A 25,230-nucleotide genomic window follows, 5' to 3' on the forward strand; every position below is an offset into this window, starting at 1 on the left:
CGCACTCAGCCAGGAGGGACGTACGTCGTCGAGGGCCGCGCGCCCAGCGGGCTGCGGTCGCAGCCCGGCCCGTCGTCGGACCGGTCACGGCCGGGGACGCCCTGGGGGTGGAGGTCTCCACCACGAGGTTCCCGTCCTCCGCGCCGGGCCCCGGCGCCTCAGCGGGCGGCGGACCGGGCGCAGGAGACGCAGTGCGTCGCCGTCGGCCGTGCCTCCAGGCGGCCCGGCTCGACCGGGTTCCCGCAGCGCTCGCAGATGCCGTACGTGCCGTGTTCGAGCCGGTCCAGCGCGGCGTCGACCTCGCCGAGCGTGTGCCGCGCGCTCCCGGTGAGGGCCACCACCTGGGCCCGCTCGTACCCGATGGTGGTGCCCTCCGGGTCGTGCTCGTCGTCGGTGTTCGCTCCCTCGGCAGCGGCCACGACGTCGGCGAAGGACCGGTCCAGCGCGGCGAGACGGGCGGTGGTCGCCGCCCGCAGCGCCGTCAGCCGCTCGCGTGCCTCGTCCTGCCCCGACACGCGCTAGCCCACGGGTGCGGCCGCGCCGGCCGGCTCGGCGACGAGGAACTCCGGCCGGGCGAACCCGGCGGCGGCGAAGGCACGCTCGACGGCGTCGGCCACCTCGGCGGCGGAGGCCGCGTCCACCAGGGCGATGGCCGAGCCGCCGAAACCCCCGCCGGTCATCCGGGCCCCGTGCGCGCCGGCGGCCCGGGCGGCCGTCACGGCCAGGTCGAGCTCGTCGCAGGAGACCTCGTAGTCCTCGGCCAGGGAGGCGTGGGAGCCGTCGAGGAGGGCCCCGGCCTCCGCCAGGGCCGTCCCCGTCAGGGCGGCCCCCGGCGCCGCCGAGAGCACGTCGACCAGCGCGCGGACCCGCTCGATCTCGGTGACCACGTGCCGCACGCGCCGGCGCTGCTCGTCGTCGGCGAGCCGGTCGAGGACCTCCGTCAGGGTCGTCGTGCCCGCCGCCAGCGCGTCGGCCACCACCCGCAGCGAGGCGACCCCCAGGGCCGCCGCGGCGCTCTCGCAGACCTCCCGGCGGCGGGCGTACTGGCCGTCCACGAGCCGGTGCTCGGCCCGGGTGTCCACCACGAGCAGGGCGAGCCCGGCCGCCGCCAGGTCGAACGGGATCTGTGTGACGGAGCCGTCGGAGGTGTCCAGGAGCAGGGCGTGCCCGGACCGGCAGCGCAGCGACGCCGCCTGGTCCATGCCGCCGGTGGGGGCGCCCGCGACCTCGTTCTCCGCGCGGACGCAGGCCGCGGCGAGCCGGGCCCGTCCGGCGTCGTCGTCCGGCCCGGCGAGACCGAGTCCGCCGACCCCGTCCAGCGCGACCGCGACGGCGCACTCGATCGCGGCGGAGGAGCTCAGACCGGCGCCGTAGGGCACGCACGAGTCGACGGCGACGTCGAACCCGGGGACGGGGTGCCCGTCGCCCGCCAGGGCCCAGGCCACCCCGGCGGGGTAGGCGGGCCAGCCGTCGACGGCGCCCGCGGACCCGGCCGGCGCGACGCCGTCGAGGTCGACCTCGCGCACGGCTCGCCGTCCCCCTGCGGCGCCCGACGCCGCGCCCTCCTGGGCGCTGACGAGCCGGGCGGTGCGGTCCGGCCGGGCGCGCAGCGCGACGAAGGTGCGGTGCGGCAGCGCGAGCGGCAGGCACAGCCCGTCGTTGTAGTCGGTGTGCTCCCCGATGAGGTTGACCCGGCCCGGGGCCGCCCACACCCCGTCCGGCTCCCCGCCGAGCGCGTCGGCGAAGAGCGCACGCACCCGCGCTGCCCCCTCGGCGTCGGTCCACGCCGGCAGCAGCGCGCTCACGCCGGCCCCGCCCCGGCCGGGACGACCTCGCGCAGCCGGTCGGCGATGCGCTCGGGGGTGGTGTCGGAGATCCACGCGCCCATGCCCGACTCCGAGCCGGCGAGGTACTTGAGCTTGCCGGGGGCGCGCAGGACCGAGAAGAGCTGCAGGTGCAGGCGCAGGTCGTCGCGGCCCTCGCGGACCGGTGCCTGGTGCCACGCCGCGATGTAGGGCAGGTGGATGGGTCCGCCGGAGTCCTCCTCGCCGGGCGGGACCACGAAGAACCGGTCCCCGCCCTGGAGCAGGCGCAGGTAGATCTCGGCGAGGTCGTCACACTCGGCGTCGGTGAGGGCCGGCAGGTCCGGCACGTCGCGCCGGGGGGCGAGGTGGACCTCGACGGGCCAGCGCGCCGCCGCGGGGACGTAGGCCGCCCAGTGCTCGGACTCGGCCACCACGCGCCGTCCGGAGTGGAGCTCGGCGTCGAGGACGTCGCGCAGGAGGTTGCGCCCGGTGCGCTCGCGGTGGGCCCGGGCCTGGCGCAGCATCGTCGCGGTGCGCGGGGTGAGGTAGGGGTAGGCGTAGATCTGGCCGTGGGGGTGGTGCAGCGTCACGCCGATCTCCCGGCCGCGGTTCTCGAAGCAGAACACCTGCTCGATCCCGGGCAGGGCGGAGAGCTCCGCGGTGCGGTCCGCCCACGCCTCGATGACCGTGCGCATCCGACGACGACCGACGCCGGCGAGGGAGGCGGTGGAGTCGGGCGAGAAGCAGATGACCTCGCACCGGCCCGCCGCCGGGCGGGTGGGCCACAGCTCCTCGCCGTCGACGTGGTCGACGACGTCCTCGACCCCGGGGACGGCCATGAGGGAGGGGAAGCGGTTCTCGAACACGACGACGTCGTAGTCGGTGTCCGGGATCTCCCCGTCGGAGTAGGCCGCGCCGGGACGGGCCGGGGCGAGGGGGTTGGCGTCGGCGGGGGGCAGGTGCGTGCGGTTCATCCGGTGCGCCGCCATCGGCACCCACTCGCCGGTGAGGACGTCGTAGCGCATCTCCGGTCCGGTCACCGGCCGCGGCACCCCGTCCTCACCCGTGACCGGCGCGAACCGGTCCGACAGCGGTCGGGGGTCGTCCAGGCGGCGGGTGGCGCCGCCGGAGACGTAGGGCTCGGAGTCGTCGAAGTAGATGAGCTCTCGTCCGTCGGCCAGGCGGGTGCTGGTGCGGCGGACCGTGGCGCGGTCTGGTGCGGTCATGGGTCTCACTCCTGGGTGATCTCGAGGACGATGCCGTGCTCCTCCGCGGCCGTGACGGTCGCGGGCCCGGGGGGCTCGTCGGTGACGAGCACCGCCAGCTCGTGCACGGAGCAGAAGGTGCGCAGGCCGATCACGCCCCACTTCGAGGCGTCGACCACGGCGACGGGGGTCCGGGCGGCGCCCACCATCGCCTCGTTGGTGGCGCCCTCGGCGAGGTTGGGGGTCATGAGGCCTGTGGCGGGGTCGAACCCGTGCGCCCCGAGGAACGCCCACTCCACCCGCATCCGTCGCAGCGTGTCGACCGCGAGCGGACCGACCAGGGCGTCGGAGCGGGTGCGCTCACCGCCGGTGAGCAGCACCGTGGGTGCGGGGCGGGAGTCGGCGCGGGCGCGCTCTGCCTCGTCGTGGAGGACCTGTGCGGCGGGCAGGGAGTTCGTCACCACCGTGAGGGTCCCCACGTGCGGCAGGGCGGCCAGGGCCTGCGCCACGGCGAGGGTGGTCGTGCCGCCGGTCAGGGCGACGGAGTCGCCCGGGCGGACCAGCGAGGCGGCGCGGCGCCCGATGGCCGCCTTCTCCCCGGGGTGCTGACCCACCTTGGTGCCGAAGAGCGGCTCCTCCGCGGCGCCCGCCGTGGCCACCGCGCCGCCGTGGACCCGGTCGACCAGGCCGCGCGAGACGAGCTCGGTGATGTCGCGGCGCACGGTCATCTCCGAGACGCCGAGCGCCTCGACGACCTCCGCCACCCGGACGGCCCCGTGCCGGGCGACCTGCTCGAGGATGAACTCCTGGCGCTGCCGCGCGAAGAGGGGGGCGGTTCCCTCACGTTCCATGACAGCGAGCATACCCTGACCGAACACGAACGAACACGGCCGAACAGATCGGGCCTGCGTGTTCCCGGGCGGTCCGGGGAGGTGCCAGGATGGGGACGTGCCCACCTCGTCCCGCGCAGCCCACGGCCGCCACCCCGGGAGCCGGTAGGCGTGCACCTTCCCGAGCGGTCCGGCGACCAGGTGCGCATCGGCGTCGCCCTGCAGGTCCCGGCCCCCTACGGCACCCTCGTGCAGGCGGTCCGGGCCCGCGTGGGCGACCCCCTCGCCCACGCCATCCCCCCGCACATCACGCTGCTGCCGCCGACCGTGGTCGAGCGGGACCACCTGCCCGACGTCGTCGCCCACCTCGCCGCGATCGCGGCGGCGGAAGCCCCGTTCGTCGTCGCCCTCGAGGGCGCCGGCACCTTCCGGCCCGTCAGCCCGGTGGTCTTCGTCAAGGTGAGCCGCGGTGCCGAGCGGTGCGCCGCGCTGGAGTCCCTCGTCCGCAGCGGGCCGCTCGCCCAGGAGCTGCGCTTCCCCTACCACCCCCACGTCACGGTGGCCCACGACCTCGACGAGGACACCCTCGACCGGGCGCACCTGCTCGTGGAGGACTTCGAGGCCACCTACGCCCAGGGCAGCATGCGGCTGTACGAGCACGGCGAGGACGGGGTGTGGCGCACCGTCGCGCGGCTGCCGCTGACGGGCACGTCGGTCCACGCGGCCACCGCGGACCGGGTCGGCTGACCACGCGCTGGCGCCGCTAGGGTGCCTGCTATGACCGAGCCCGTCCTCCACGCGATCGTGCCGGCCGGCGGCGCCGGTACCCGGCTGTGGCCCCTGTCCCGGCGCGCGGCGCCGAAGTTCCTTCTGGACCTCACCGGCGCCGGCCGCACCCTGCTCCAGCAGACCCTCGACCGCCTCGCCCCGCTCACCGGCCCGGGCGGCACCGTCGTCGTCACCGGTGCGGTGCACGCCGAGGAGGTCCACCGCCAGCTGCCCGACCTGGGCGAGGCCGACCTCCTGGCCGAGCCGGCCCCCCGCGACTCCATGGCGGCCATCGGCCTGGCCGCGGCGGTCCTGCAGCGCCGGCACGGCGACGTCGTCGTGGGCTCGTTCGCTGCCGACCACGTCATCGCGGACGGGACCGCCTTCGAGCGGGCCGTGCGGGAGGCGGCCGAGGTGGCCCGCGCCGGCTACCTCGTCACCATCGGGATCGAGGCGGACCACCCCTCCACGGCGTTCGGCTACGTCCGCGCCGGGGACCCCGTCGACCTCGGCGGCGCGCCGGCGCCGACCGCGCGGGTGGTGCGCGGCTTCACCGAGAAGCCCGACGCCGCCACCGCCGAGCGCTACCTCGCCACGGGGGAGTACCGGTGGAACGCGGGCATGTTCGTCGTGCGGGCCCAGGTCCTGCTCGACCACCTCGCCGAGCAGCGCCCCGAGCTGGCCGCCGGTCTGGCCGAGATCGCCGACGCGTGGGACGGCCCGGCCCGGGCCGAGGTCCTCGGGCGGGTCTGGCCGGGGCTGGAGAAGATCGCGATCGACCACGCCATCGCCGAGCCGGTCGCCGCCCGCGGCGGCGTCGCCGTCGTCCCGGCCGCGATGGGCTGGGACGACGTCGGTGACTTCGCCTCCCTCGCGTCGATCCTCGCGGGCGACGGCGCGGTGCTCGGTGACGCCGGGCTGGTCATCACCGAGGCCTCGGACGGCGCCCTCGTGGTCCCCGCCGGGCGGACCGTGGCTGTCCTCGGCATCCCCGGCGCGGTCGTGGTGGACACCCCGGACGCGTTGCTGGTCACCACCAGGGAGCACGCCCAACGGGTCAAGGGCGTCGTCGACCGGCTCACCGCGCAGGGCCGCACCGAGCTCCTCTGAGGCCGTGCGCCGACGCGGCGATAGGGTCGGAGCGTGCACACCGCGACCGCCCGCTCCGAGACCGCCCGACGCATCACCGCCGTCGTGGCCGGGCTCGAGGACGAGCTCGTCGCGCTGCGCCGCCGCGTCCACGCCCACCCCGAGCCGGCGTGGATGGAGCACGAGACGACCGCGCTGGTGGCCGAGCGCCTCCGCGCAGCCGGGCTGGTGCCGCGCCTGTTCGAGGGCACCGGCCTCATGGTCAACATCGGGGCCGACCCGCGGGGGCGGGGCCGGCGCCGCATCGCACTGCGGGCCGACCTCGACGCCCTGCCGCTGCAGGAGACCACCGGGCTGCCCTTCGCGTCGGAGAAGGACGGCTTCGCCCACGCCTGCGGCCACGACCTCCACACCGTCGCCCTCCTCGGTGCGGCGCTGACGCTCAAGGCGCTCGACGACGCCGGCGAGCTGCCGGTGGGGGTGCGCTGCATCTTCCAGCCGGCGGAGGAGGTCCAGCCCGGCGGCGCCGAGCGGGCCATGGGGGAGGGGGTGCTCGACGGGGTGGAGCAGATCTACGCCCTGCACTGCGACCCCAAGCTCGACGTCGGCCTCGTCGGCTCGCGGATCGGTCCCATCACCGCGGCGTCGGACACCGTCACCGTCACCGTCCAGGCCGAGGGCGGGCACACCTCCCGCCCGCACCTGACCGGGGACGTCGTCTTCGCGCTGGGCGAGCTCATCACCTCCCTGCCGGCGGTCCTCGGCCGGCGGATGGACCCGCGGGCCGGGGTCAACCTCACGTGGGGCGCCGTCCACGCCGGCCGGGCGTCCAACGCGATCCCGGCCAGCGGCACGATCACCGGGACGCTGCGCTGCCTCGACGGCCGGGCGTGGCAGCGGGCCGCCAAGGTCATCCAGGACGCGATCCCGCAGATCCTGGGACCCTACGGCGTCGAGGTCGACGTCAACTACGTGCGCGGCATCCCGCCCGTGGTGAACGAGGAGCGGGCGGTGCGGACCGTCGACGCGGCCGCCAAGGACGTCCTCGGCCCGGACGCCGTGGTGCTCGCGGAGCAGTCCCTCGGCGGTGAGGACTTCGCCTGGTACCTCACCCGCATCCCCGGTGCGCTCGTGCGGCTGGGCACCCGCACCCCCGGTGGACCGTCCTTCGACCTCCACCGGGGCGACATCGTCTTCGACGAACGTGCGCTCGGCCTCGGCGCCCAGGTCCTGGCCCGTGCGGCGGTCCTCGCCGGCGCCACCGCCGTGGACGAGCCGGATGGGCTCCCGTCGCGGGTGCACGGGCAGCTCTGAACCGGACCGGCCCGGGCGGCACCGCCCTGTGTGCCCGGCGTTACCGGCGCAGCACAGATCGGTAACGTTTCGCCGCACATCTCACGATGTGGCGTGGGACACCCCCTCCCGGCGGCTAGTCTCGGGGGCGATACCCGCCGAGAACGGATCTGGCTGGGCACGCCGACCCTCCAGCGGCACCCGCCCAGCAGGTCCGCGGCATCTCACAGCAGGAGAAGACGCGTGAAGAAGAGCATCTACGCGACGGCGCTGGCCACCACGGCCGCCCTGGCGCTCGCCGCCTGCGGCGCTGCCCCCGAGGAGGAGACCCCCGCCGGGTCCGAGACCACGGGCGGCGAGGAGACCGCCGAGGCCACCGAGGGTGCCGCCGCCGAGGACTACCTCGCCTGCCTGGTCTCCGACCAGGGTGGCTGGGACGACCAGTCCTTCAACCAGTCCGCCTTCGAGGGCATGGAGATGGCCGTCGAGGAGCTCGGCATCGAGATGGCCGACGCCGAGTCGCAGTCCGACAGCGACTACGGCCCGAACGTCGACTCCATGGTCCAGCAGGGCTGCGACCTCACCATCGGTGTCGGCTTCCTCCTCGAGGACCCGGTCCAGGCGGCCGCCGAGGCGAACCCCGACGCGAACTTCGCGCTCATCGACTCCGCCTTCTCCGGCCCGGACTTCGCCCCCGTCGAGCTCGAGAACGCCAAGCCGATCCTCTTCAACACCGCCGAGGCGTCCTACCTCGCCGGCTACGTCGCGGCCGGCGTCACCGAGACCGGCACCGTCGCCACCTTCGGCGGCATGCAGATCCCGTCCGTCGCGATCTTCATGGACGGCTTCGCCGACGGCGTCGCGAAGTACAACGAGGACAACGGCACCGACGTCCAGCTCCTCGGCTGGGACAAGGAAGGCCAGACCGGCTCCTTCTCCGGCGACTTCGAGAACCAGGCCGCCGGCCAGACCCTCACCGAGCAGTTCATCGCCCAGGGTGCGGACATCATCATGCCCGTCGCCGGCCCGGTCGGCCTGGGTGCCGCCGCGGCCGCCGAGGCGGCGGACGGCGTGAAGATCGTCGGTGTGGACTCCGACTGGTACGAGTCGACCGAGTACGGCGCCATCACCCTGACCTCGGTCGTCAAGCAGATCGGTCAGGCCGTCTACGACACGGTCGAGCAGTCCTCGACCGGCGGCTTCTCGGCCGAGCCCTACGTCGGCACCCTGGAGAACGAGGGCGTGGGCCTGGCCCCGTTCCACGACTTCGACGCCGAGGTCCCGCAGGAGCTCAAGGACGCCGTGACGGCCCTGCAGGAGCAGATCATCTCCGGTGAGCTCACGGTGGAGACGCCCAACGCCCCGTGACCTGATGGACGACTGACGGCCCGGCCCTCGGGGGCCGGGCCGTCAGTCGTCACCAGCGGGTAGCGTGTCCCTCCCGGCCGCACCCCCCATCGCGCGTCCCCTCCCGCGCACCGTGACGGATGGAGTCCTCCGACGTGAAGCTTGAGCTCCGCGGCATCACCAAGGTCTTCGGCCCCCTCGTGGCCAACGACCACATCGACCTCGTGGTCCAGCCCGGGGAGATCCACGCCCTCCTCGGCGAGAACGGCGCCGGGAAGAGCACGCTCATGAACGTGCTCTACGGCCTGTACACCCCCGACGACGGCCAGATCCTCCTCGACGACGCCCCCGTGACCTTCGCCGGACCGGGTGACGCCGTCGCCGCGGGCATCGGCATGGTCCACCAGCACTTCATGCTCGTCCCGGTCTTCACCGTCGCTGAGTCCGTCGTGCTCGGGTACGAGCCCACCGGTGCCGCCGGCCTCATCAACGCCGCCGAGGCGCGCCGCCGCGTCAAGGAGATCTCCGACCGCTTCGGGTTCGACGTCGACCCCGACGCGACGATCGAGGACCTCCCCGTCGGCGCCCAGCAGCGCGTGGAGATCATCAAGGCGCTCTCGCGCGACGCCAAGGTCCTCATCCTCGACGAGCCCACCGCCGTGCTCACCCCGCAGGAGACCGACGAGCTCATCGCGATCATGCGCCAGCTCAAGGAGAACGGCACCTCGATCGTCTTCATCACCCACAAGCTCCGCGAGGTCCGCGCCGTCGCGGACCGCATCACCGTCATCCGCCGCGGCAAGGTCGTCGGCGAGGCGAGCCCCACCTCCACCGAGACCGAGCTGGCGTCGATGATGGTCGGCCGCTCGGTCAACCTCGGCGTCGACAAGGCCGTGGCCGCGCCCGGCGAGGAGTCCTTCGTCGTCGAGGGCCTCACCGTGCTCGACGCGGCGGGCAAGCCCGCGGTCGACGACATCTCCTTCGGGGTGCGCCGTGGCGAGATCCTCGCCGTCGCCGGCGTGCAGGGGAACGGCCAGACCGAGCTCACCGAGACCATCCTCGGCCTGAACCCCTCGGTCGCCGGGACCATCAGCCTCGACGGGCAGGACCTCGCCGGCGACGGCGTCAAGGAGCGTCTGCGCGCCGGTATCGGCTTCGTCCCCGAGGACCGCTCCACCGACGGCATCATCGCCAGCTTCTCGGTGGCGGAGAACCTCGTCCTCGACCTCTACGACACCGAGCCCTTCGCGAAGGGCCTGGCGATGAACCCCGCACGTGTGCGCAGCAGCGCGGAGCAGCGCTCCCAGGAGTTCGACATCCGGCTGACCTCCGTCGACGACCCCATCTCGACGCTGTCCGGCGGGAACCAGCAGAAGGTCGTCATCGCCCGTGAGATGTCCCGGCCCCTGCGGCTGCTCGTCGCCTCCCAGCCCACCCGCGGGCTGGACGTCGGCTCCATCGAGTTCATGCACAAGCGCATCGTCACCGAGCGCGACAACGGCACCCCGGTGATCATCGTCTCCACCGAGCTCGACGAGGTCCTCGTCCTGGCGGACCGGATCGCCGTGATGTACCGCGGCCGGGTCGTCGGCATCGTCGACGGCGACACCGACCGGGACGTCCTGGGCCTGATGATGGCCGGGGTCCCGCTCGAGGAGGCCCGGGCCCAGGCGGCCGAGCACCACACGACCACGGGCGGGGCCGACGCCGCCACCACCCAGGAGGGAACGCTGTGAGCGACCCGGTCCACGACCACCCCCAGCCGCCGGCCCAGCCCGGCGACGTCGTCGCCCAGGGTGAGCAGAAGCCGGCGCCCGAGGGGGCGCCGGCCGCCGGGCGGACCCGCACGCAGAGCTTCGTCAAGGACCTGCTCTCGGGGTCCTGGCTCGTCTCGCTCCTGGCGGTCGTAGCCGCCCTCGTCATCGGTGGGGTGCTGATCGCCCTGGCCGACCCGCGCGTCCAGGAGACCGCCGGCTACCTCTTCGCCCGTCCCGGCGACTTCATCGGCGCGGCGTGGGACGCCGTCTACGGCGCCTACCGGGCCATGTTCCGCGGGGCGATCTTCGACTTCGAGGCCACCACGGCGGCGCGGATGTTCCGGCCCATCACCGAGACGCTCGTCTTCTCGATCCCGCTCATCCTCGCCGGGCTCGGCCTGGCGGTGGGCTTCCGGGCCGGCCTGTTCAACATCGGTGCCCAGGGTCAGATCATCCTCGGCGCCATCTTCGGATCGTTCATCGGCTTCACCTTCGACCTGCCCCCCGTGCTCCACGTGACCCTCGCCGTCGTCGGCGCCGCCCTCGGCGGCGGGCTGTGGGCGGCGATCGCCGGCGTCCTCAAGGCCCGGACCGGGGCCAACGAGGTCATCGTGACGATCATGCTCAACAACATCGCGGTCTACCTCGTCGCGTACCTGCTCACCACCACGGCGTTCCAGCTGCCCGGCTCGCCGTTCCCGAAGTCCCCGCCCATCCCCACGGACTCGGCGACCTTCCCGCTGCTGCTGGGGCCCTCGTTCCGCCTCCACGCCGGCTTCCTGCTGGCGATCGCGGCGACCGCCTTCGTCTGGTGGCTCCTCGAGCGCTCCACGCTCGGCTTCGAGATCCGCGCCGCGGGGGCCAACCCGTCCGCGGCCCGGACCGCGGGCATCTCGGTCAACCGCGTCATCGTCACCACGATGGTCATCTCCGGCGTCCTCGCCGGCCTCGCGGGCTCCTCGATCGTGCTCGGCACGGAGAAGGCGCTGACCGCCGGGGTGGCGGCGAGCTACGGCTTCGACGCCATCACCGTGGCGCTGCTGGGCCGCTCCCGCCCGGTGGGGACCTTCGTCGCCGGGCTGCTGTTCGGGGCGCTCAAGGCCGGCGGCTTCCTCATGCAGTCGACCACCGCGACGCCGATCGACATCATCCTCGTCGTCCAGTCCGTCATCGTCCTGCTCATCGCGGCCCCGCCGCTGGTGCGCGCGATCTTCCGCCTGCCCGCACCGGGCGCCCGCCCCCGCCGCCGGCCCGCCCCGGCGGCCGTGAAGGAGGCCGCAGCATGACCGCCGTCGCCACCGCGCCGGCCGGCGCGCAGCAGCGCACCGTCCTGGCCCCGATCAGCTGGCGCTGGCCGCTGATCTACGGCGTCCTCGCCCTGGTCGCCCTGGTCTTCTTCACCCTGCTGCCCGAGGGTGGCCGGGAGACCAACTACCAGATCTCCCGCGGGGGAGACCTGTGGACGATCCCCAACTTCACGGTCCCGCTCACGGCCACGAACATCGTCCTGTCCGTCGTCATGCTCGCGCTGACCGCCTACGCGGTCCGGGCGACGGCCGGCCGGCACAGGATCCCCACCTGGGTGCCGATCGTCTTCGGGATCGCGTTCGTCCTGGCGTTCCTCACCTGGGTGGGCGCGGGACGGGCGACGGTCATCCCCGTCACCACCCTGCTCTCCGGGGCGCTGGCGCTGTCGGTCCCGCTGGTCTTCGGTGCCCTCTCGGGGGTGGTGTGCGAGCGCTCGGGCATCGTCAACATCGCCATCGAGGGACAGCTCCTCGCCGGTGCCTTCCTCGGCGCCGTCGTCGCCTCGCTCACCGCCAGCGCCTACCTCGGCCTCGTGGCGGCGCCGCTGGCGGGCGCCGCCGTCGGGGCGATCCTGGCGTTCTTCGCGGTGAAGTACTGGGTGGACCAGATCATCGTCGGTGTGGTCCTCAACGTCCTCGTCATCGGCCTGACGAGCTTCCTGTTCTCCACGGTGCTCACCGAGAACAAGGCCACCTGGAACGCCGCGCAGCGCCTGCCCACCTTGCCCGTCCCGCTGCTCAGCGAGATCCCGGTCATCGGACCGGTGCTCTTCCGCCAGACCCTGCTGGTCTACCTCATGTACGCCGCGGTGATCGTCCTCCAGGTCTTCATCTTCCGCAGCCGGTGGGGCCTGCGGATGCGCTCGGTGGGCGAGCACCCCAAGGCCGCCGACACCGTCGGGATCAAGGTCAACCGCACCCGCGTGGTCAACACGATCCTCGGCGGCGCCATCGCCGGTCTCGGCGGCGCCTTCTTCACGGTCGGCTCCGGCCTGGCCTTCGGCAAGGAGATGTCCGCCGGCCAGGGCTTCATCGCCCTCGCCGCGATGATCCTGGGCCGCTGGAACCCCGTCGGTGCGGTGGCCGCGGCGCTGCTCTTCGGCTTCTCCAAGAACCTGGGGAACGTGCTGTCCACGATCGGCTCGAACGTGCCGTCGGAGTTCCTCCTCATGCTGCCCTACGCCGTGACGATCTTCGCCGTCGCCGGCCTCGTGGGACGCGTGCGCGCACCGGCCGCCGAGAACATCCCCTACATCAAGTGAGCGGGGCAGGCATGGGCGTGGACGAGGGGACCTGGGAGTCGCTGCGTGAGCTGGCGCGCGAGGCCATGGACCGTGCCTACGCGCCCTACTCCGGCTTCCCGGTCGGCGCCGCGGCGCTCGTCGACGACGGCCGGACCGTCTCGGGCTGCAACGTGGAGAACGCGGGGTACGGGGTCACCCTGTGCGCCGAGTGCGGGCTCGTCTCCGACCTCGTCCGCACGGGCGGGGGCCGGCTCGTGGCCTTCACGTGCGTCGGCGCGCAGGGCCGCCCCCTCGCGCCGTGCGGGCGGTGCCGCCAGCTCCTCTGGGAGCACGGCGGCCCCGACCTCCTCGTCGAGCTGCCGGGCGGGATCCGGCCGATGTCCGAGGTGCTGCCCGAGGCCTTCGGCCCCGATGACCTGCGCGCACCATGAGCGAAGGCACCGCCCCGCGGTGCCCACCCCGACCGCCAGCGCCCGACCGAGGAGAGACGCATGACCGAAGCCTTCGACGCCGTCGACGTCATCCGCGCCAAGCGTGACGGCGCCCGCCTCAGCCCCGCCCAGATCGACTGGGTCGTCGACGCCTACACCCGCGGGGTCGTGGCCGACGAGCAGATGAGCGCCCTCGCCATGGCCATCTTCCTCAACGGCATGGAACGCGCCGAGATCTCCCGCTGGACCGAGGCGATGATCCGCTCGGGCGAGCGGATGGACTTCTCCGGCCTCGACCGCCCCACCGCGGACAAGCACTCCACCGGTGGCGTCGGGGACAAGATCACCCTGCCGCTGGCACCGCTCGTGGCCGTCTTCGGCGTCGCGGTGCCCCAGCTGTCCGGGCGCGGGCTGGGCCACACCGGCGGCACCCTGGACAAGCTCGAGGCGATCCCCGGCTGGCGCGCGGGTCTGAGCAACGAGGAGATCCTCGCTCAGCTCGGCGACGTCGGCGCGGTCATCTGCGCCGCCGGCTCCGGCCTGGCGCCCGCCGACAAGAAGCTCTACGCCCTGCGCGACACCAGCGCCACCGTCGAGTCGATCCCGCTGATCGCCTCGTCGATCATGAGCAAGAAGATCGCCGAGGGGACGGGCTCGCTGGTCCTGGACGTCAAGGTCGGCACCGGGGCGTTCATGAAGGACCGTCACCGCGCCGGTGAGCTCGCCCAGACCATGGTCGAGCTCGGCACCGACGCGGGGGTCCGCACCGTCGCTCTGCTCACCGACATGTCGACCCCCCTCGGGCTCACGGTCGGCAACGCCCTCGAGGTCCGCGAGTCGGTGGAGGTGCTCGCCGGCGGCGGCCCGGCCGACGTCGTCGAGCTCACCGTCGCCCTCGCCCGGGAGATGCTCGACGCCGCCGGGCGCCGCGACGCCGACCCCGCCGCGGCCCTGGCCGACGGCCGGGCGATGGACGTGTGGCGCCGCATGATCGCCGCCCAGGACGGCGACCCGGACGCCGCCCTGCCGGTCGCCCGGCACACCGAGCAGGTCCTCGCCGACCGCGACGGCGTGGTCACCGTGCTCGACGCGTACGCCGTCGGCGTCGCCTCGTGGCGGCTCGGCGCCGGACGCGCCCGCAAGGAGGACCCGGTCCAGGCCGGCGCGGGCATCGAGCTGCACGCCAAGCCCGGTGACCGGGTCCGCGCCGGGCAGCCGCTCATGACGCTGCACACCGACACCCCCGAGCGCTTCGCCCGCGCGCAGGAGGCGCTCGAGGGTGGGGTCACCGTCTCCGCCCAGGAGACCCCGCGCCCGCACGGCATCGTCCTGGGGCGGGTGGCCGGCTGATGCCGGCCGGCTGGCGACGGCTCTCCCTCGGCACCGTCCTGGCGCGGCTGACGGCGTTCGGCGACGCGGACACGGGCGTGGGCGCGCCCGGCGTCGCCACGGCCGTCGGCGCCGCCACGGCGATCAGCGCCGCCACGCGGCTCGGCGCCGCCGGCCCGACGGCCCGGTCCGGTGGCGGGTCCGGCCCGACCGGCTCGCCGGTCGGCTCGGCGGCCCGTGACGGCGTGCCCGTCACCCTCGGCGGTGCGCCCGTCCGGCAGGTCGACCCGACGACCTGCGGCTCGGCCGTCCTGCTCATGCTCGCCGCCACCGGGGACCCCGCCCTGGCGACGTGGCTCGAGGACGGCCGGCTGCCGGACGGGCTCGCCCCGCACCGGGTGCCGCCGGAGATCCCGCCCGCCCTGCTCACCGGACCGCTGGGCCCCGGCGCCGCGGCGCGCCGGGTCGGCGCCGCCCAGGTGCGGATCAAGGAGCGGACCTCGGCCCGGGCGCTCGGCAAGCTGTCCTGGCCCGCCTCCTACGGCACACCGCCGTGGACCGCCGCGCGCGAGGCCCGCTTCCCCGGCGTGCGGTACCGCGGCCGCCCCCTGGACGACACCTCGGCGCGGGCGGCCGTGCTGCTCGCCCGTGCGCACGCCGCGACCGTGGCCGGGATCCCCGTCCCGCTGTACACCGGGGGAGACCTGGGCGGCGGGCCGGCGACCGCGGTGCCGCGCCACGTCGTCCTGGCCGTCCCGCCCCCGCCCGGGCCCGGCCGCGGGCACGACGAGCACGGCCGCCCCGTCCTGCACCTCTACGAGCCCTCCAGCGCGCGCGTCTACCGGGTCCTCGTCGCCGAGCTCCTCGGCCGCACCGAGCCCTCGCGTGCCCTCGGCGGCTGGACGCACGTCTCGTGGGTGGTGCTCCCGACCACGGACGGCGCCGCGGCGGCGGGTGGGTCCGCCGACCTTGCGCCCGCCGACACCGCGGGCCAGGGTGGACGTGCAGGATCCCACCGAGCCGAGGAGGAGTCATGAGCACCGAGCGCGCCGACGACGTCGAGCACGACCCGGACATCGACGGCCAGGAGCACGTCGTCGACACCGACCCGGCCCGCGCCCCGGAGGAGTACGCCCCGGAGGTCGAGGTCGACGAGCCGACCCGGGAGGCGGAGCCCGCCGACGTGGCGGAGCAGCTCATCGAGGTGCCCGTCCATGAGGACGAGGAGAGCGACGCCGCGGAGACCGCCGAGTACTGACCGGACTAGGCTGGTCCGCCGGGCCGCCAGTCGAGGGCGGCCCGGCCAGCACCGGGCACGCGCCCGCACCGAAGGAGAGACGATGAGCCCCACCCGCACCGAGGTCGCCCGCATGGTCGACCACACCCTGCTCAAGCCCGAGGCCACGGAGCAGGACGTCGCCGCGCTCGTGGCGCAGGCCCGCGAGCTCGGGGTCTACTCGGTGTGCGTCTCGCCCAGCATGCTGCCGCTCACCGGCACCGGGGAGGTCAAGGTCGCGACCGTGTGCGGCTTCCCCTCCGGCGCCCACCACGCCGACGTCAAGGCCGCGGAGGCCGCCCGCTCGGTCGCCGACGGCGCCGACGAGATCGACATGGTCGTCAACCTCTCCCTGGCCACGACGGGCCGCTACGACGACGTGCGCGGCGAGATCGCCGCCGTCCGTGCCGCCGCGCCCGCTCCGGTCGTCCTCAAGGTCATCATCGAGTCCGCGGCGCTGGGCGACGACCAGGTCGTCGCGGTGTGCGAGGCGGCGGAGGCCGCCGGCGCCGACTTCGTCAAGACCTCCACCGGGTTCCACCCCGCCGGCGGCGCCAGCGCGCACGCGGTGGCGCTCATGGCCCGCACGGTGGGCGGACGCCTGGGTGTCAAGGCCTCCGGGGGCATCCGCACCACCGAGGCGGCGCTGGAGATGATCGCCGCGGGGGCGACGCGGCTGGGCCTGTCCGGGACCGGTGCCGTCCTCGACGGGCTCCCCGACTGAGCCCGCCCGGCTCCCCGACCACCCCGGACCACGACGAGCCGACGGCTCGGCGCCGACAGGACGGAACTGCCTTGGCCCTGCTGGACGGCAAGACCCTGCTCGTCACCGGAGTGCTCACGGAGGGCTCGATCGCCTTCCACGTGGCGCGGCTCGCGCAGGAGCAGGGCGCCGACGTCGTCCTGACGTCCTTCGGACGCCAGCTCCGGCTCACCCAGGCGATCGCCCGGCGACTGCCGGCCGCCGCCCCGGTGGTCGAGCTCGACGTCACCTCCGACGCCGACCTCGCAGCGCTCGCCGCCCGGACGGGGGAGCACACCGACCACCTGGACGGCGTCGTGCACTCCATCGGCTTCGCGCCGCAGTCGGTGCTCGGCGGCAACTTCCTCGCGGCGCAGTGGCCGGACGTGGCGACGGCGCTCCAGGTCTCGGCCTTCTCGCTCAAGGCGCTGGCCGCCGCCGCGCAGCCGCTGCTCGGGCGGGGCTCGTCGATCGTCGGGCTGACCCTCGACGCGACGGTCGCCTGGCCCGTCTACGACTGGATGGGCGTGGCCAAGGCGGCCCTGGAGTCCACCGCCCGCTACCTCGCCCGGGACCTCGGCCCGGCCGGCATCCGCGTCAACCTGGTCTCCGCCGGGCCCGTGCGCACCAAGGCCGCGACGTCGATCCCCGGCTTCGAGACCCTCGAGGGCGGCTGGGACGCGCGCGCCCCGCTGGGCTGGGACGTCGCCGACGCCGAGCCGACGGCCCGCGCCGTCGCGGCCCTGCTCTCCGACTGGTTCCCGGCGACCACGGGGGAGATCGTCCACGTCGACGGCGGCGTGCACGCCATGGGCGTCTGACGCCTCGCCGCTGACCTGGGGTTCTCCTCCTGCCCGGACCAAGGTCCCGGGGGCCGGTGACCTCCCGCCCCGCACACTGACCGGGACAGAAGTTACGGTGCCGTAGGTTTCGGAGAGTCCCTCATGGTCGTGCAACCGGACGACGGCGCTGCCCCGCATGGGCCCCGCCCCACCCTGCCCACGATCATCCAGGGCGGCATGGGGGTGGCGGTGTCCTCCTGGCGGCTGGCCCGCGCGGTCTCGCGCACCGGCCAGCTGGGTGTGGTCTCGGGCACCGCCCTCGACGTGGTGGTCGCCCGCCGGCTGCAGGACGGCGACGACGGCGGCCACCTGCGCCGGGCTCTGGCGCACCTCCCGGTGCCGGACGTCGCCGAGCGGGTCCTCGCCAGGCACTACCGGCCCGGCGGCCGTGCCCCGGGACGGCCCTACGTCCCGGTGCCGAAGGTCAGCGCCCGACCGAGCACGAGTGCCCTCGAGCTGTCGGTGGCGGCCAACTTCGCCGAGGTGTGGCTCGCGAAGGAGGGCCACGACGGCGTCGTCGGCATCAACTTCCTCGAGAAGATCCGGATGGCCACGCCGAGTGCCGCGTACGGGGCGATGCTCGCGGGCGTGGACTACGTGCTCATGGGGGCGGGGATCCCCACCGAGATCCCTCGCCTGCTCGATGCCCTGGCGCGGCACGAGCCCGCGTCGATCGCCCTGCACGTCGAGGGCGCCAGCCGGCGGTACTCCGTCGGCCTGGACCCCCAGGCGCTGACCGGGGGCGGGCTGGAGCCGCTGCGGCGACCGCGTTTCCTGGCGATCATCTCCGCGCACGTGCTCGCCACCCACCTGGCGCGGGAGGACGCGACGCGACCCGACGGCTTCGTCGTCGAGGGGCCGCGTGCGGGCGGCCACAACGCCCCGCCGCGGGGGCGGCTCGTGCTCGACGACGACGGACAGCCGGTCTTCGGGCCCCGCGACGATGCGGACCTGGCCAGGATCGCCGCCGTGGGACTGCCGTTCTGGCTCGCCGGGGGTTACAGCTCGCCCGAGCTCGTGGCCCGGGCCAGGGCCGCCGGCGCCGCGGGGGTCCAGGTCGGCTCGATCTTCGCGCTCTCGGCGGAGTCCGGGCTGCGGCCCGCGCTCCGCGAGGAGATGCTCGCGGCCCTCGCCGAGGACCGGCTCGAGGTGCGTACCGACCCGCACGCCTCGCCCACGAGCTTCCCGTTCAAGGTCGTCTCGCTGCCCGGCACGCTGTCCGAGCCGACGGTCTACGAGGCCCGGCCGCGTCTGTGCGACGTGAGCCACCTCCGGGTGCCCTACGAGCGCGAGCCCGGCTCCCTCGGCTACCGCTGCCCGGCCGAGCCGGTGGACCTCTACGTCGGCAAGGGCGGCTCGGCGGAGGACACGGTCGGGCGCAAGTGCCTGTGCAACGCGCTCCTCGCCGACGTCGGCCTCGGCCAGACCCGCCGCGACGGCTACCAGGAGGACTCCCTGGTGACCCTGGGTACCGACCTCGACGGGGCGGCCGCGCTCGTCGCGGCCGAGCCGTCCGGGTGGAGCGCGGCCCGCGCCGTCGAGTACCTCCTGGGCCGACCGTGAGTCAGAGGCCGACCGCGGCCGCCACGTCGGCCCGCAGGAGGGCCATCCGCTCCCGCGCGTCCCGGCGCGCGAGCACGACGTCGGTCCCGGCGCGCACCTCGCTCACCACCTCGAGGTAGCACTTGAGCTTCGGCTCCGTCCCGGACGGGCGGACGATCACCCGGTCCCCGGCGGCGGTGAGGTAGAGCAGCGCGTCCGTCGCGGGCAGCTCGGCCGAGCCCTCCGCCAGGTCGGTGGCGGTCACGACCGGCGAGCCCGCGAGCGCGGCGGGGGCCCCGGCCCGCAGCCTCGCCATGGCGCCGGCGATGAGGCCGAGGTCGGCCACGCGGAAGGAGAGCTGGTCGCTCAGGTGCAGACCGTGCCGGCGCGCCAGGTCGTCCAGAGCACCCGGCACGTCCTCGCCGTGGTCGCGCAGCTGGGCGACGAGGTAGGCCAGGCGCACGGCGGCGGTGATGCCGTCCTTGTCGCGCACGGCGGCCGGGTCCACGCAGAAGCCGATCGCCTCCTCGTAGCCGAACACCAGGCCTTCGGTGCGGGCGATCCACTTGAACCCTGTCAGGGTCGTGCGGTGCTCGAGGCCGTGCGCGGCCGCGATGCGGGCCAGCTGGCGGGAGGAGACCACGGAGCTGGCGAGCACGCCGTGACCGCCCAGCGCGGCGACCGCCGCGCTCTGCTCGCCCAGGAGGGAGCCGATCTCGTCGCCGGTGAGCTGGCGCCACCCGCCCGCGACCGAGTCGTCGGGCACCGCCATCGTGCACCGGTCGGCGTCGGGGTCGGTGGCCAGGACGACGTCGGCCCCGACCCGCCCGGCCAGGGCGACGGCGAGGTCGAGGGCGCCGGGCTCCTCGGGGTTGGGGAAGGCGACGGTGGGGAAGTCCGGGTCGGGCTCGGCCTGCTCGGGTACGGGGTGGACGTCGGTGAACCCGGCGCGGGCGAGCGCCTCGAGGGTGGTGCGCGAGCCGACCCCGTGCATCGAGGTCAGGACGATGCGCAGGCCGCGGGTGTGCCCGGCGGGGACGAGCGAGGCGGCCCGGGCGAGGTAGGCCTCGTGCACCTGTGGGCCGAGCACCTCCCAGCCGCTCTCGGCCCGGGGCACCTCCAGGGCCGGCGGCGCCGCGGCGATGCGGGCGGCGATCTGGCCGTCGGCGGGCGGGACGATCTGGACGCCCTGCCCGGCACCGGTGGCGGCGCGGCCCCCGAGGTAGACCTTGTAGCCGTTGTCGCGCGGCGGGTTGTGGGAGGCGGTGACCATGACCCCGGCGTCGGTGCCGAGGTGGCGCACCGCGAACGCGAGCACCGGCGTGGGTAGCGGCCCGGGCAGGAGCAGGGCGGTGCCCCCGGCGGCGGTGACCACCGCGGCGGTGTCGACGGCGAACTCGGCCGAGCCGTGGCGGGCGTCGTAGCCCACGACCACCCGGAAGCCTGCGCCGACCTGCTCGGCCAGGTAGGCGCTGAGCCCCGCCGCGGCGCGGCTGACGACGGCGCGGTTCATCCGGTGCGGACCGGCGCCGATCTCACCGCGCAGCCCGGCCGTGCCGAACTCCAGCGGTCCGGAGAACCGGTCGTCCAGGTCGGCCGCGGCCTCGGCCGAGCCGCCCGTGGCGCGCTCGAGCAGGTCCGTGAGCTCGCGCCGGGTCGCCGGGTCCGGGTCGGCCTCGACCCACGCTCGGACCTGCTCGGGGGTGACGTTCACGCTGGTGCTCCTCTCGTGCGCGCGGGCACGCCCCGCGCGGCTGCTCAGATGGCGCGGACGATCTCGGCCAGCAGGCGGGAGATCCGCGGACCCGCAGCCCGGCCGGCCTCCAGGACCTCGGTGTGGGACAGGGGCGTGGGGGAGATCCCGGCGGCGGGGTTGGTCACCAGCGAGATGCCGAGCACCTCCAGGCCCACGTGCCGGGCGGCGATGGCCTCGAGCGCCGTGGACATCCCCACGAGGTGCCCGCCCAGGCGGCGGGCCATCTGGACCTCCGCCGGCGTCTCGTAGTGGGGGCCGCGGAACTGGACGTAGACGCCCTCGGGGAGCTCGGGGTCCACCGACCGGGCGAGGGCCCGCAGGCGCGCCGAGTACAGGTCGGTGAGGTCGACGAAGGTCGCGCCCTCCAGCGGGGAGGTGCCCGTGAGGTTGATGTGGTCGCTGATGAGCACCGGGGTGCCCGGCGCCCATCCCGGCTCCAGCCCCCCGCAGCCGTTCGTCAGGATGAGCGTCCGCGCGCCCGCCGCCGCGGCGACGCGGACGCCGTGCGCGACCCGCCGCACGCCCCGGCCCTCGTAGTAGTGGGTCCGCGCGCCCAGCACGAGCGCGTAGCGGTCCGTGCCGGCGACCCGGACGGAGGAGAGGGTGCCGGCGTGGCCGACGACCGCGGAGGCGGTGAAGCCGGGGACCTCGTCCGCCGGCACCTCGGCGACGACGTCGCCGAGCAGGTCGGCGGCGCCGCCCCAGCCCGAGCCCAGCACGAGCGCGACGTCGTGGCGCTCGACGCCGGTGACCTCGGCCAGGCGCGCGGCGGCGGCACGGGCCACGTCCTGCGGGTCGGTACGGGGGTCGTCGAGGTCGGGCACGGGCACGCTCATGGGCCAGACGTTATCGCGAACCCGCACCGCTCCGAGTCTCCCCGGGGGCGCCCCGGGGTGGGGCGGGGGCACAATGCCTCGGGTGAGCACCGCACCCGGACCCGTCCCGCCGCCCGACCAGGCCGAGCACGCCGCTCCGGCCGCCGAGCACCACGCGGGGGCGTCCCCGGTGCGCCAGGGCTCGCGCGTCGTCATCATCGGCGGCGGACCGGGCGGGTACGAGGCGGCCCTCGTCGCGAGCCAGCTCGGCGCGCGCGTCCACGTCGTCGAGCGGCAGGGGATGGGCGGGTCAGCCGTCCTCACCGACGTCGTCCCCTCCAAGACCCTCATCGCCACCGCCGAGTGGATGACCGTCACCGAGCAGGCGGGCGAGCTGGGCATCGGCGCCGAGGACGACGGCGCCGGGGGTGCGCTGCGGGCCGACATGGACGTCGTCGACCGGCGCGTGGTCCGGCTCGCCCAGAAGCAGTCGCGCGACATCCGCGGCCGCCTCGAGCGCGAGGGTGTCCAGATCACCCTCGGCACCGGCCGGCTCGCGCCCGGCCTCAGCCCTGCGGGGACGCGGGACGTCCTCATCACGACCAGCGAGGGCGAGGAGCTGCGGGACGAGGCCGAGATCGTCCTCGTCGCCACCGGCGCCACCCCCCGCATCCTGCCGACCGCCGAGCCCGACGGCGAGCGGATCCTCACCTGGGCGCAGATGTACAACCTCACCGAGATCCCCGAGCACCTGGTGGTCATCGGCTCGGGCGTGACCGGGGCGGAGTTCGCCGGTGCCTACAACGCCCTCGGGGCCCAGGTCACCCTGGTCTCGAGCCGGGAGCGGGTGCTGCCGGGCGAGGACGAGAACGCCGCCGAGCTCATCGAGGCCGTGTTCCGGCGCCGCGGCATGACCGTGCTCTCGCGCTCGCGGGCGGCCGGGGTCACCCGCACCGGTGACGGCGTCGCGGTCGAGCTGACCGACGGCCGGGTGGTCGAGGGCTCGCACTGCCTGGTCGCGGTGGGCGGCGTGCCGGCGACCGCAGGCATGGGGCTCGAGGAGGCGGGGGTCGAGCTCAGCCCCTCCGGGCACGTCCAGGTGGACCGTGTCTCGCGTACGCGGGCACTGCGCGTCTACGCCGCCGGCGACTGCACCGGGGTCCTGCCGCTGGCGTCGGTGGCAGCGATGCAGGGCCGGATCGCCATGTGGCACGCCCTCGGTGACGCCGTCTCCCCGCTCGACCTCGGCGTCGTCGCGGCGAACATCTTCACCGCACCCGAGATCGCCACCATCGGCGTGACCCAGAAGCAGATCGAGGACGGCGAGGTGGACGGAGACGTGACCCGCCTGCCCCTCTCGCGCAACCCGCGGGCGAAGATGCTCGGCATCAAGGAGGGGTTCATCAAGCTGTTCTCCGACCGGTCGACCGGCACGGTGCTCGGCGGCGTGGTCGTCGCCCCGCGCGCGGCGGAGCTGGTCTACCCGATCACCATCGCCGTCACCGAGCGGCTGACCGTCGACCAGCTCGCCAACGTCTTCACGATCTACCCCTCGCTCACGGGCTCCATCGCCGAGGCGGCCCGGACCCTCCACCGGGCCTGACGAGGACGCGCGGGTCCGGCCCGGACGCCGAGCGATCCCCTTGTTGCCGAGCGATCGCGTTGTTGTCGAGTGAGAGCGGTCTGCGGGGATCGTTCGGCGACAGAGGGATCGTTCGTGCCGCTGCGCCCGACGCCCCGGCGGCGGACGGCGGTTAGGGTCGGTCCATGTCCGCCTCGCCGACCCCCGCCCCGCCCGGCACCGCCGCGACCGCCCCGGCCGCCTCGCCCGCGGGGCGCCCCACCCTGCCGGACCTCGCGAGCACCGACGTCGTCGACCTCACCGCCGCGGTGTGCGACATCGCCTCGGTCTCCGGCGAGGAGACCGCCCTCGCGGACGCCATCGAGACCGCGCTCCGAGACCGGCCCCACCTCGAGGTGCTGCGCGACGGCGACGCGGTCGTCGCGCGCACCCGGCTCGGACGCGACCGCCGGGTGGTGGTCGCCGGCCACATCGACACCGTTCCGGTCAAGGAGAACTTGCCCACCGGCCGCCGCCGGGGCGACGACGGCGAGGAGGAGCTGTGGGGCCGGGGCACGACCGACATGAAGGGCGGCGTCGCCGTCGCCCTCCACCTCGCGGCGACCGTCACCGAGCCGCTCTGGGACGTCACGTGGGTCTTCTACGACCACGAGGAGGTCGAGGCCGACCTCAACGGTCTGGGACGGCTCGTGCGCACCCGGCCCGACTGTGTCAGCGGCGACCTCGCGGTCCTCGGCGAGCCCACCGCGGGGGGCATCGAGGGCGGGTGCAACGGCACCCTCCGCGCGGAGGTCCGCACCCACGGCCGCACCGCCCACTCGGCGCGCGCCTGGCGGGGCGTCAACGCCGTCCACGCCGCCGGGGAGGTCCTGGCCCGGCTGAACCGGTACACCCCGGCCGAGGTCCCGGTCGACGGGCTCGTCTACCGCGAGGGCCTGTCCGCGGTGGGCATCCGCGGCGGCATTGCGACGAACATGATCCCCGACGAGTGCGTCGTCACCGTCAACTACCGCTTCGCGCCATCCCGCACCCCGGCCGAGGCGGAGGCCCACGTGCGCGAGGTGTTCGACGGCTTCGACGTGGAGGTCACCGATCTGGCCCGCGGTGCCCGGCCCGGGCTGGACGACCCCCTGGTGGCCGGGTTCGTCGCCGCGGTCACCGCCGTGACCGGTGGTGCGCCCGGGCCCAAGTACGGGTGGACGGACGTGGCGAGGTTCGCCGAGCTCGGCGTCCCGGCCGTGAACTTCGGCCCCGGTGACCCGATGCTCGCCCACGCCGACGACGAGCGGTGCCCGGTCGGCCAGATCCGCACGTGCGCGCGCGCCCTGGGCTCCTGGCTCGCGGGGGCCACCGACGGCGGGACAATGGGGACATGACGCGAGAGGTGCACAACCACCACGCCCGCGGCGGGGACGACACCGGTGCCCCCACCGGTGGCGCCACCCAGCGGGGCGAGACCACGAACGGAGGCAACGGCTACCGCCGGGGCCCGGTGCTGCTGCGCGGCGGCCAGATCCCGGGCGAGACCACCGACGCCCGCCTCCTCAAGCCCGACCAGGACGTCAGCTGGCTCCACCTCGACCCCTGGCGGGTGCTGCGGATCCAGTCCGAGTTCGTGGAGGGCTTCGGCGCCCTCGCCGACCTCGGACCGGCCATCTCCGTCTTCGGGTCCGCGCGGATCCGGCACGACGAGGCCGAGTACGCCCTCGCCGAGGAGGTGGGTCAGCGGCTCGTCGCCGCGGGCTTCGCGGTCATCACCGGCGGCGGCCCGGGCGTCATGGAGGCCGCGAACAAGGGCGCGTGCGAGGCCGGCGGGGTCTCGGTGGGCCTGGGCATCGAGCTGCCCTTCGAGCAGGGCATGAACCGGTGGGTCGACCTGGGGGTCAACTTCCGGTACTTCTTCGCCCGCAAGACCATGTTCCTCAAGTACTCCCACGGCTTCATCGTCCTGCCGGGCGGGTTCGGCACCATGGACGAGCTCTTCGAGGCCCTCACCCTCGTCCAGACGCAGAAGGTGTCCTCGTTCCCCATCGTCCTGGTGGGGCGCGAGTACTGGGGTGGCCTCGTGGACTGGATCCGCACGACGATGGTCACGCGCGGCACCATCGCGCCGCCCGACCTCGAGCTCCTGCCCGTCGTCGACACGGCCGAGGAGGCGGTGGAGGCGGTGCTGTCCGGTGTCGAGCTGCTGGTCAGGGAGCAGCAGTCGCAGGCTGCGGCCGCGTCCGAGGCAGGTTGGGCGGCCGAGTGATCTAGACTGGGCCCCGGCG

General features: G+C 74.9%; 23 protein-coding genes. 17 read left to right on the forward strand and 6 right to left on the reverse strand.

Annotated features, from left to right (window positions below):
* Nucleotides 1-158: 158 nt before the first annotated feature.
* From EDD32_RS10490 to EDD32_RS10505, 4 genes are read right to left on the reverse strand one after another with little or no spacing between them, the layout of a single operon-like run.
* A complete protein-coding gene (locus EDD32_RS10490; RefSeq protein ID WP_211338796.1) occupies nt 159-515 on the reverse strand; it encodes a TraR/DksA family transcriptional regulator in 357 nt (118 codons plus the stop codon).
* A 3-nt stretch (nt 516-518) separates the two neighbouring features.
* Nucleotides 519-1,805, reverse strand: a complete 1,287-nt coding sequence (gene galK, locus EDD32_RS10495; RefSeq protein WP_123917292.1) for a galactokinase — start codon at nt 1,803-1,805, stop codon at nt 519-521.
* Nucleotides 1,802-3,031: a galactose-1-phosphate uridylyltransferase gene (galT, locus tag EDD32_RS10500; RefSeq protein WP_123917294.1), complete on the reverse strand. Its 1,230-nt coding sequence runs from the start codon at nt 3,029-3,031 to the stop codon at nt 1,802-1,804. Before galT ends, galK begins: the two co-directional genes overlap by 4 nt.
* 5 nt (nt 3,032-3,036) lie before the next feature.
* Nucleotides 3,037-3,861: a DeoR/GlpR family DNA-binding transcription regulator gene (locus tag EDD32_RS10505; protein ID WP_123917296.1), complete on the reverse strand. Its 825-nt coding sequence runs from the start codon at nt 3,859-3,861 to the stop codon at nt 3,037-3,039.
* A 150-nt stretch (nt 3,862-4,011) separates the two neighbouring features.
* Here EDD32_RS10505 and EDD32_RS10510 point away from each other — a divergent pair, with 150 nt between their 5' ends.
* The 14 genes from EDD32_RS10510 to EDD32_RS10580 all read left to right on the forward strand — a co-directional run bounded on the left by EDD32_RS10510 (nt 4,012) and on the right by EDD32_RS10580 (nt 18,828).
* On the forward strand, nt 4,012-4,587 hold the full coding sequence (locus tag EDD32_RS10510; protein ID WP_123917298.1) for a 2'-5' RNA ligase family protein: 576 nt from the start codon (nt 4,012-4,014) through the stop codon (nt 4,585-4,587).
* A gap of 30 nt (nt 4,588-4,617) precedes the next feature.
* A complete protein-coding gene (locus EDD32_RS10515; RefSeq protein WP_123917300.1) occupies nt 4,618-5,718 on the forward strand; it encodes a mannose-1-phosphate guanylyltransferase in 1,101 nt (366 codons plus the stop codon).
* Between the two features lie 33 nt (nt 5,719-5,751).
* Nucleotides 5,752-7,011 carry an amidohydrolase gene (locus EDD32_RS10520; protein WP_123917302.1) on the forward strand — a complete coding sequence of 420 codons (1,260 nt, stop codon included), beginning with the start codon at nt 5,752-5,754 and terminating at the stop codon, nt 7,009-7,011.
* 222 nt (nt 7,012-7,233) lie between these two features.
* Nucleotides 7,234-8,358: a BMP family lipoprotein gene (locus EDD32_RS10525; RefSeq protein WP_123917304.1), complete on the forward strand. Its 1,125-nt coding sequence runs from the start codon at nt 7,234-7,236 to the stop codon at nt 8,356-8,358.
* A gap of 134 nt (nt 8,359-8,492) precedes the next feature.
* On the forward strand, nt 8,493-10,073 hold the full coding sequence (locus EDD32_RS10530) for an ABC transporter ATP-binding protein (RefSeq protein WP_123917306.1): 1,581 nt from the start codon (nt 8,493-8,495) through the stop codon (nt 10,071-10,073).
* The gene (locus tag EDD32_RS10535) at nt 10,070-11,380 is read left to right on the forward strand and encodes an ABC transporter permease (protein WP_123917308.1); all 1,311 of its coding nucleotides are present in this window, start codon (nt 10,070-10,072) and stop codon (nt 11,378-11,380) included. The genes EDD32_RS10530 and EDD32_RS10535 overlap by 4 nt, the downstream gene beginning before the upstream one ends.
* Nucleotides 11,377-12,663 (forward strand): ABC transporter permease, encoded by a 1,287-nt coding sequence (locus EDD32_RS10540; RefSeq protein WP_123917310.1) that lies wholly within the window; start codon nt 11,377-11,379, stop codon nt 12,661-12,663. Before EDD32_RS10535 ends, EDD32_RS10540 begins: the two co-directional genes overlap by 4 nt.
* Before the next feature lie 11 nt (nt 12,664-12,674).
* Nucleotides 12,675-13,076 carry a cytidine deaminase gene (locus tag EDD32_RS10545; RefSeq protein ID WP_123920460.1) on the forward strand — a complete coding sequence of 134 codons (402 nt, stop codon included), beginning with the start codon at nt 12,675-12,677 and terminating at the stop codon, nt 13,074-13,076.
* Nucleotides 13,077-13,136: 60 nt separating this feature from the next.
* On the forward strand, nt 13,137-14,426 hold the full coding sequence (locus tag EDD32_RS10550; protein WP_123917312.1) for a thymidine phosphorylase: 1,290 nt from the start codon (nt 13,137-13,139) through the stop codon (nt 14,424-14,426).
* Nucleotides 14,426-15,442: a hypothetical protein gene (locus EDD32_RS10560; protein WP_170175265.1), complete on the forward strand. Its 1,017-nt coding sequence runs from the start codon at nt 14,426-14,428 to the stop codon at nt 15,440-15,442. The genes EDD32_RS10550 and EDD32_RS10560 overlap by 1 nt, the downstream gene beginning before the upstream one ends.
* Nucleotides 15,439-15,663 (forward strand): hypothetical protein, encoded by a 225-nt coding sequence (locus EDD32_RS10565; protein ID WP_123917318.1) that lies wholly within the window; start codon nt 15,439-15,441, stop codon nt 15,661-15,663. The genes EDD32_RS10560 and EDD32_RS10565 overlap by 4 nt, the downstream gene beginning before the upstream one ends.
* 82 nt (nt 15,664-15,745) lie before the next feature.
* On the forward strand, nt 15,746-16,405 hold the full coding sequence (gene deoC, locus EDD32_RS10570) for a deoxyribose-phosphate aldolase (RefSeq protein ID WP_123917320.1): 660 nt from the start codon (nt 15,746-15,748) through the stop codon (nt 16,403-16,405).
* 71 nt (nt 16,406-16,476) lie between these two features.
* Complete coding sequence (gene fabI / locus EDD32_RS10575; RefSeq protein WP_123917322.1) at nt 16,477-17,244, forward strand: enoyl-ACP reductase FabI; 768 nt, start codon at nt 16,477-16,479, stop codon at nt 17,242-17,244.
* A gap of 123 nt (nt 17,245-17,367) precedes the next feature.
* On the forward strand, nt 17,368-18,828 hold the full coding sequence (locus EDD32_RS10580; protein WP_246006082.1) for a nitronate monooxygenase: 1,461 nt from the start codon (nt 17,368-17,370) through the stop codon (nt 18,826-18,828).
* A gap of 1 nt (nt 18,829) precedes the next feature.
* Here EDD32_RS10580 and EDD32_RS10585 read toward each other — a convergent pair whose 3' ends face one another.
* A complete protein-coding gene (locus EDD32_RS10585) occupies nt 18,830-20,521 on the reverse strand; it encodes a phospho-sugar mutase (RefSeq protein WP_123917324.1) in 1,692 nt (563 codons plus the stop codon).
* 44 nt (nt 20,522-20,565) lie between these two features.
* Nucleotides 20,566-21,399, reverse strand: a complete 834-nt coding sequence (locus tag EDD32_RS10590) for a purine-nucleoside phosphorylase (protein WP_123917326.1) — start codon at nt 21,397-21,399, stop codon at nt 20,566-20,568.
* Nucleotides 21,400-21,472: 73 nt separating this feature from the next.
* Here EDD32_RS10590 and EDD32_RS10595 point away from each other — a divergent pair, with 73 nt between their 5' ends.
* From EDD32_RS10595 to EDD32_RS10605, 3 genes are all read left to right on the forward strand, one after another.
* On the forward strand, nt 21,473-22,981 hold the full coding sequence (locus EDD32_RS10595) for an NAD(P)H-quinone dehydrogenase (protein ID WP_123917328.1): 1,509 nt from the start codon (nt 21,473-21,475) through the stop codon (nt 22,979-22,981).
* A 164-nt stretch (nt 22,982-23,145) separates the two neighbouring features.
* A complete protein-coding gene (gene dapE, locus EDD32_RS10600; RefSeq protein WP_123917330.1) occupies nt 23,146-24,336 on the forward strand; it encodes a succinyl-diaminopimelate desuccinylase in 1,191 nt (396 codons plus the stop codon).
* Nucleotides 24,333-25,211: an LOG family protein gene (locus EDD32_RS10605; RefSeq protein ID WP_123917332.1), complete on the forward strand. Its 879-nt coding sequence runs from the start codon at nt 24,333-24,335 to the stop codon at nt 25,209-25,211. The genes dapE and EDD32_RS10605 overlap by 4 nt, the downstream gene beginning before the upstream one ends.
* The last annotated feature ends 19 nt before the right edge of the window (nt 25,212-25,230 follow it).

This window comes from Georgenia muralis, assembly GCF_003814705.1.
In the GTDB taxonomy this organism is placed as follows: Bacteria; Actinomycetota; Actinomycetes; order Actinomycetales; family Actinomycetaceae; genus Georgenia; species Georgenia muralis.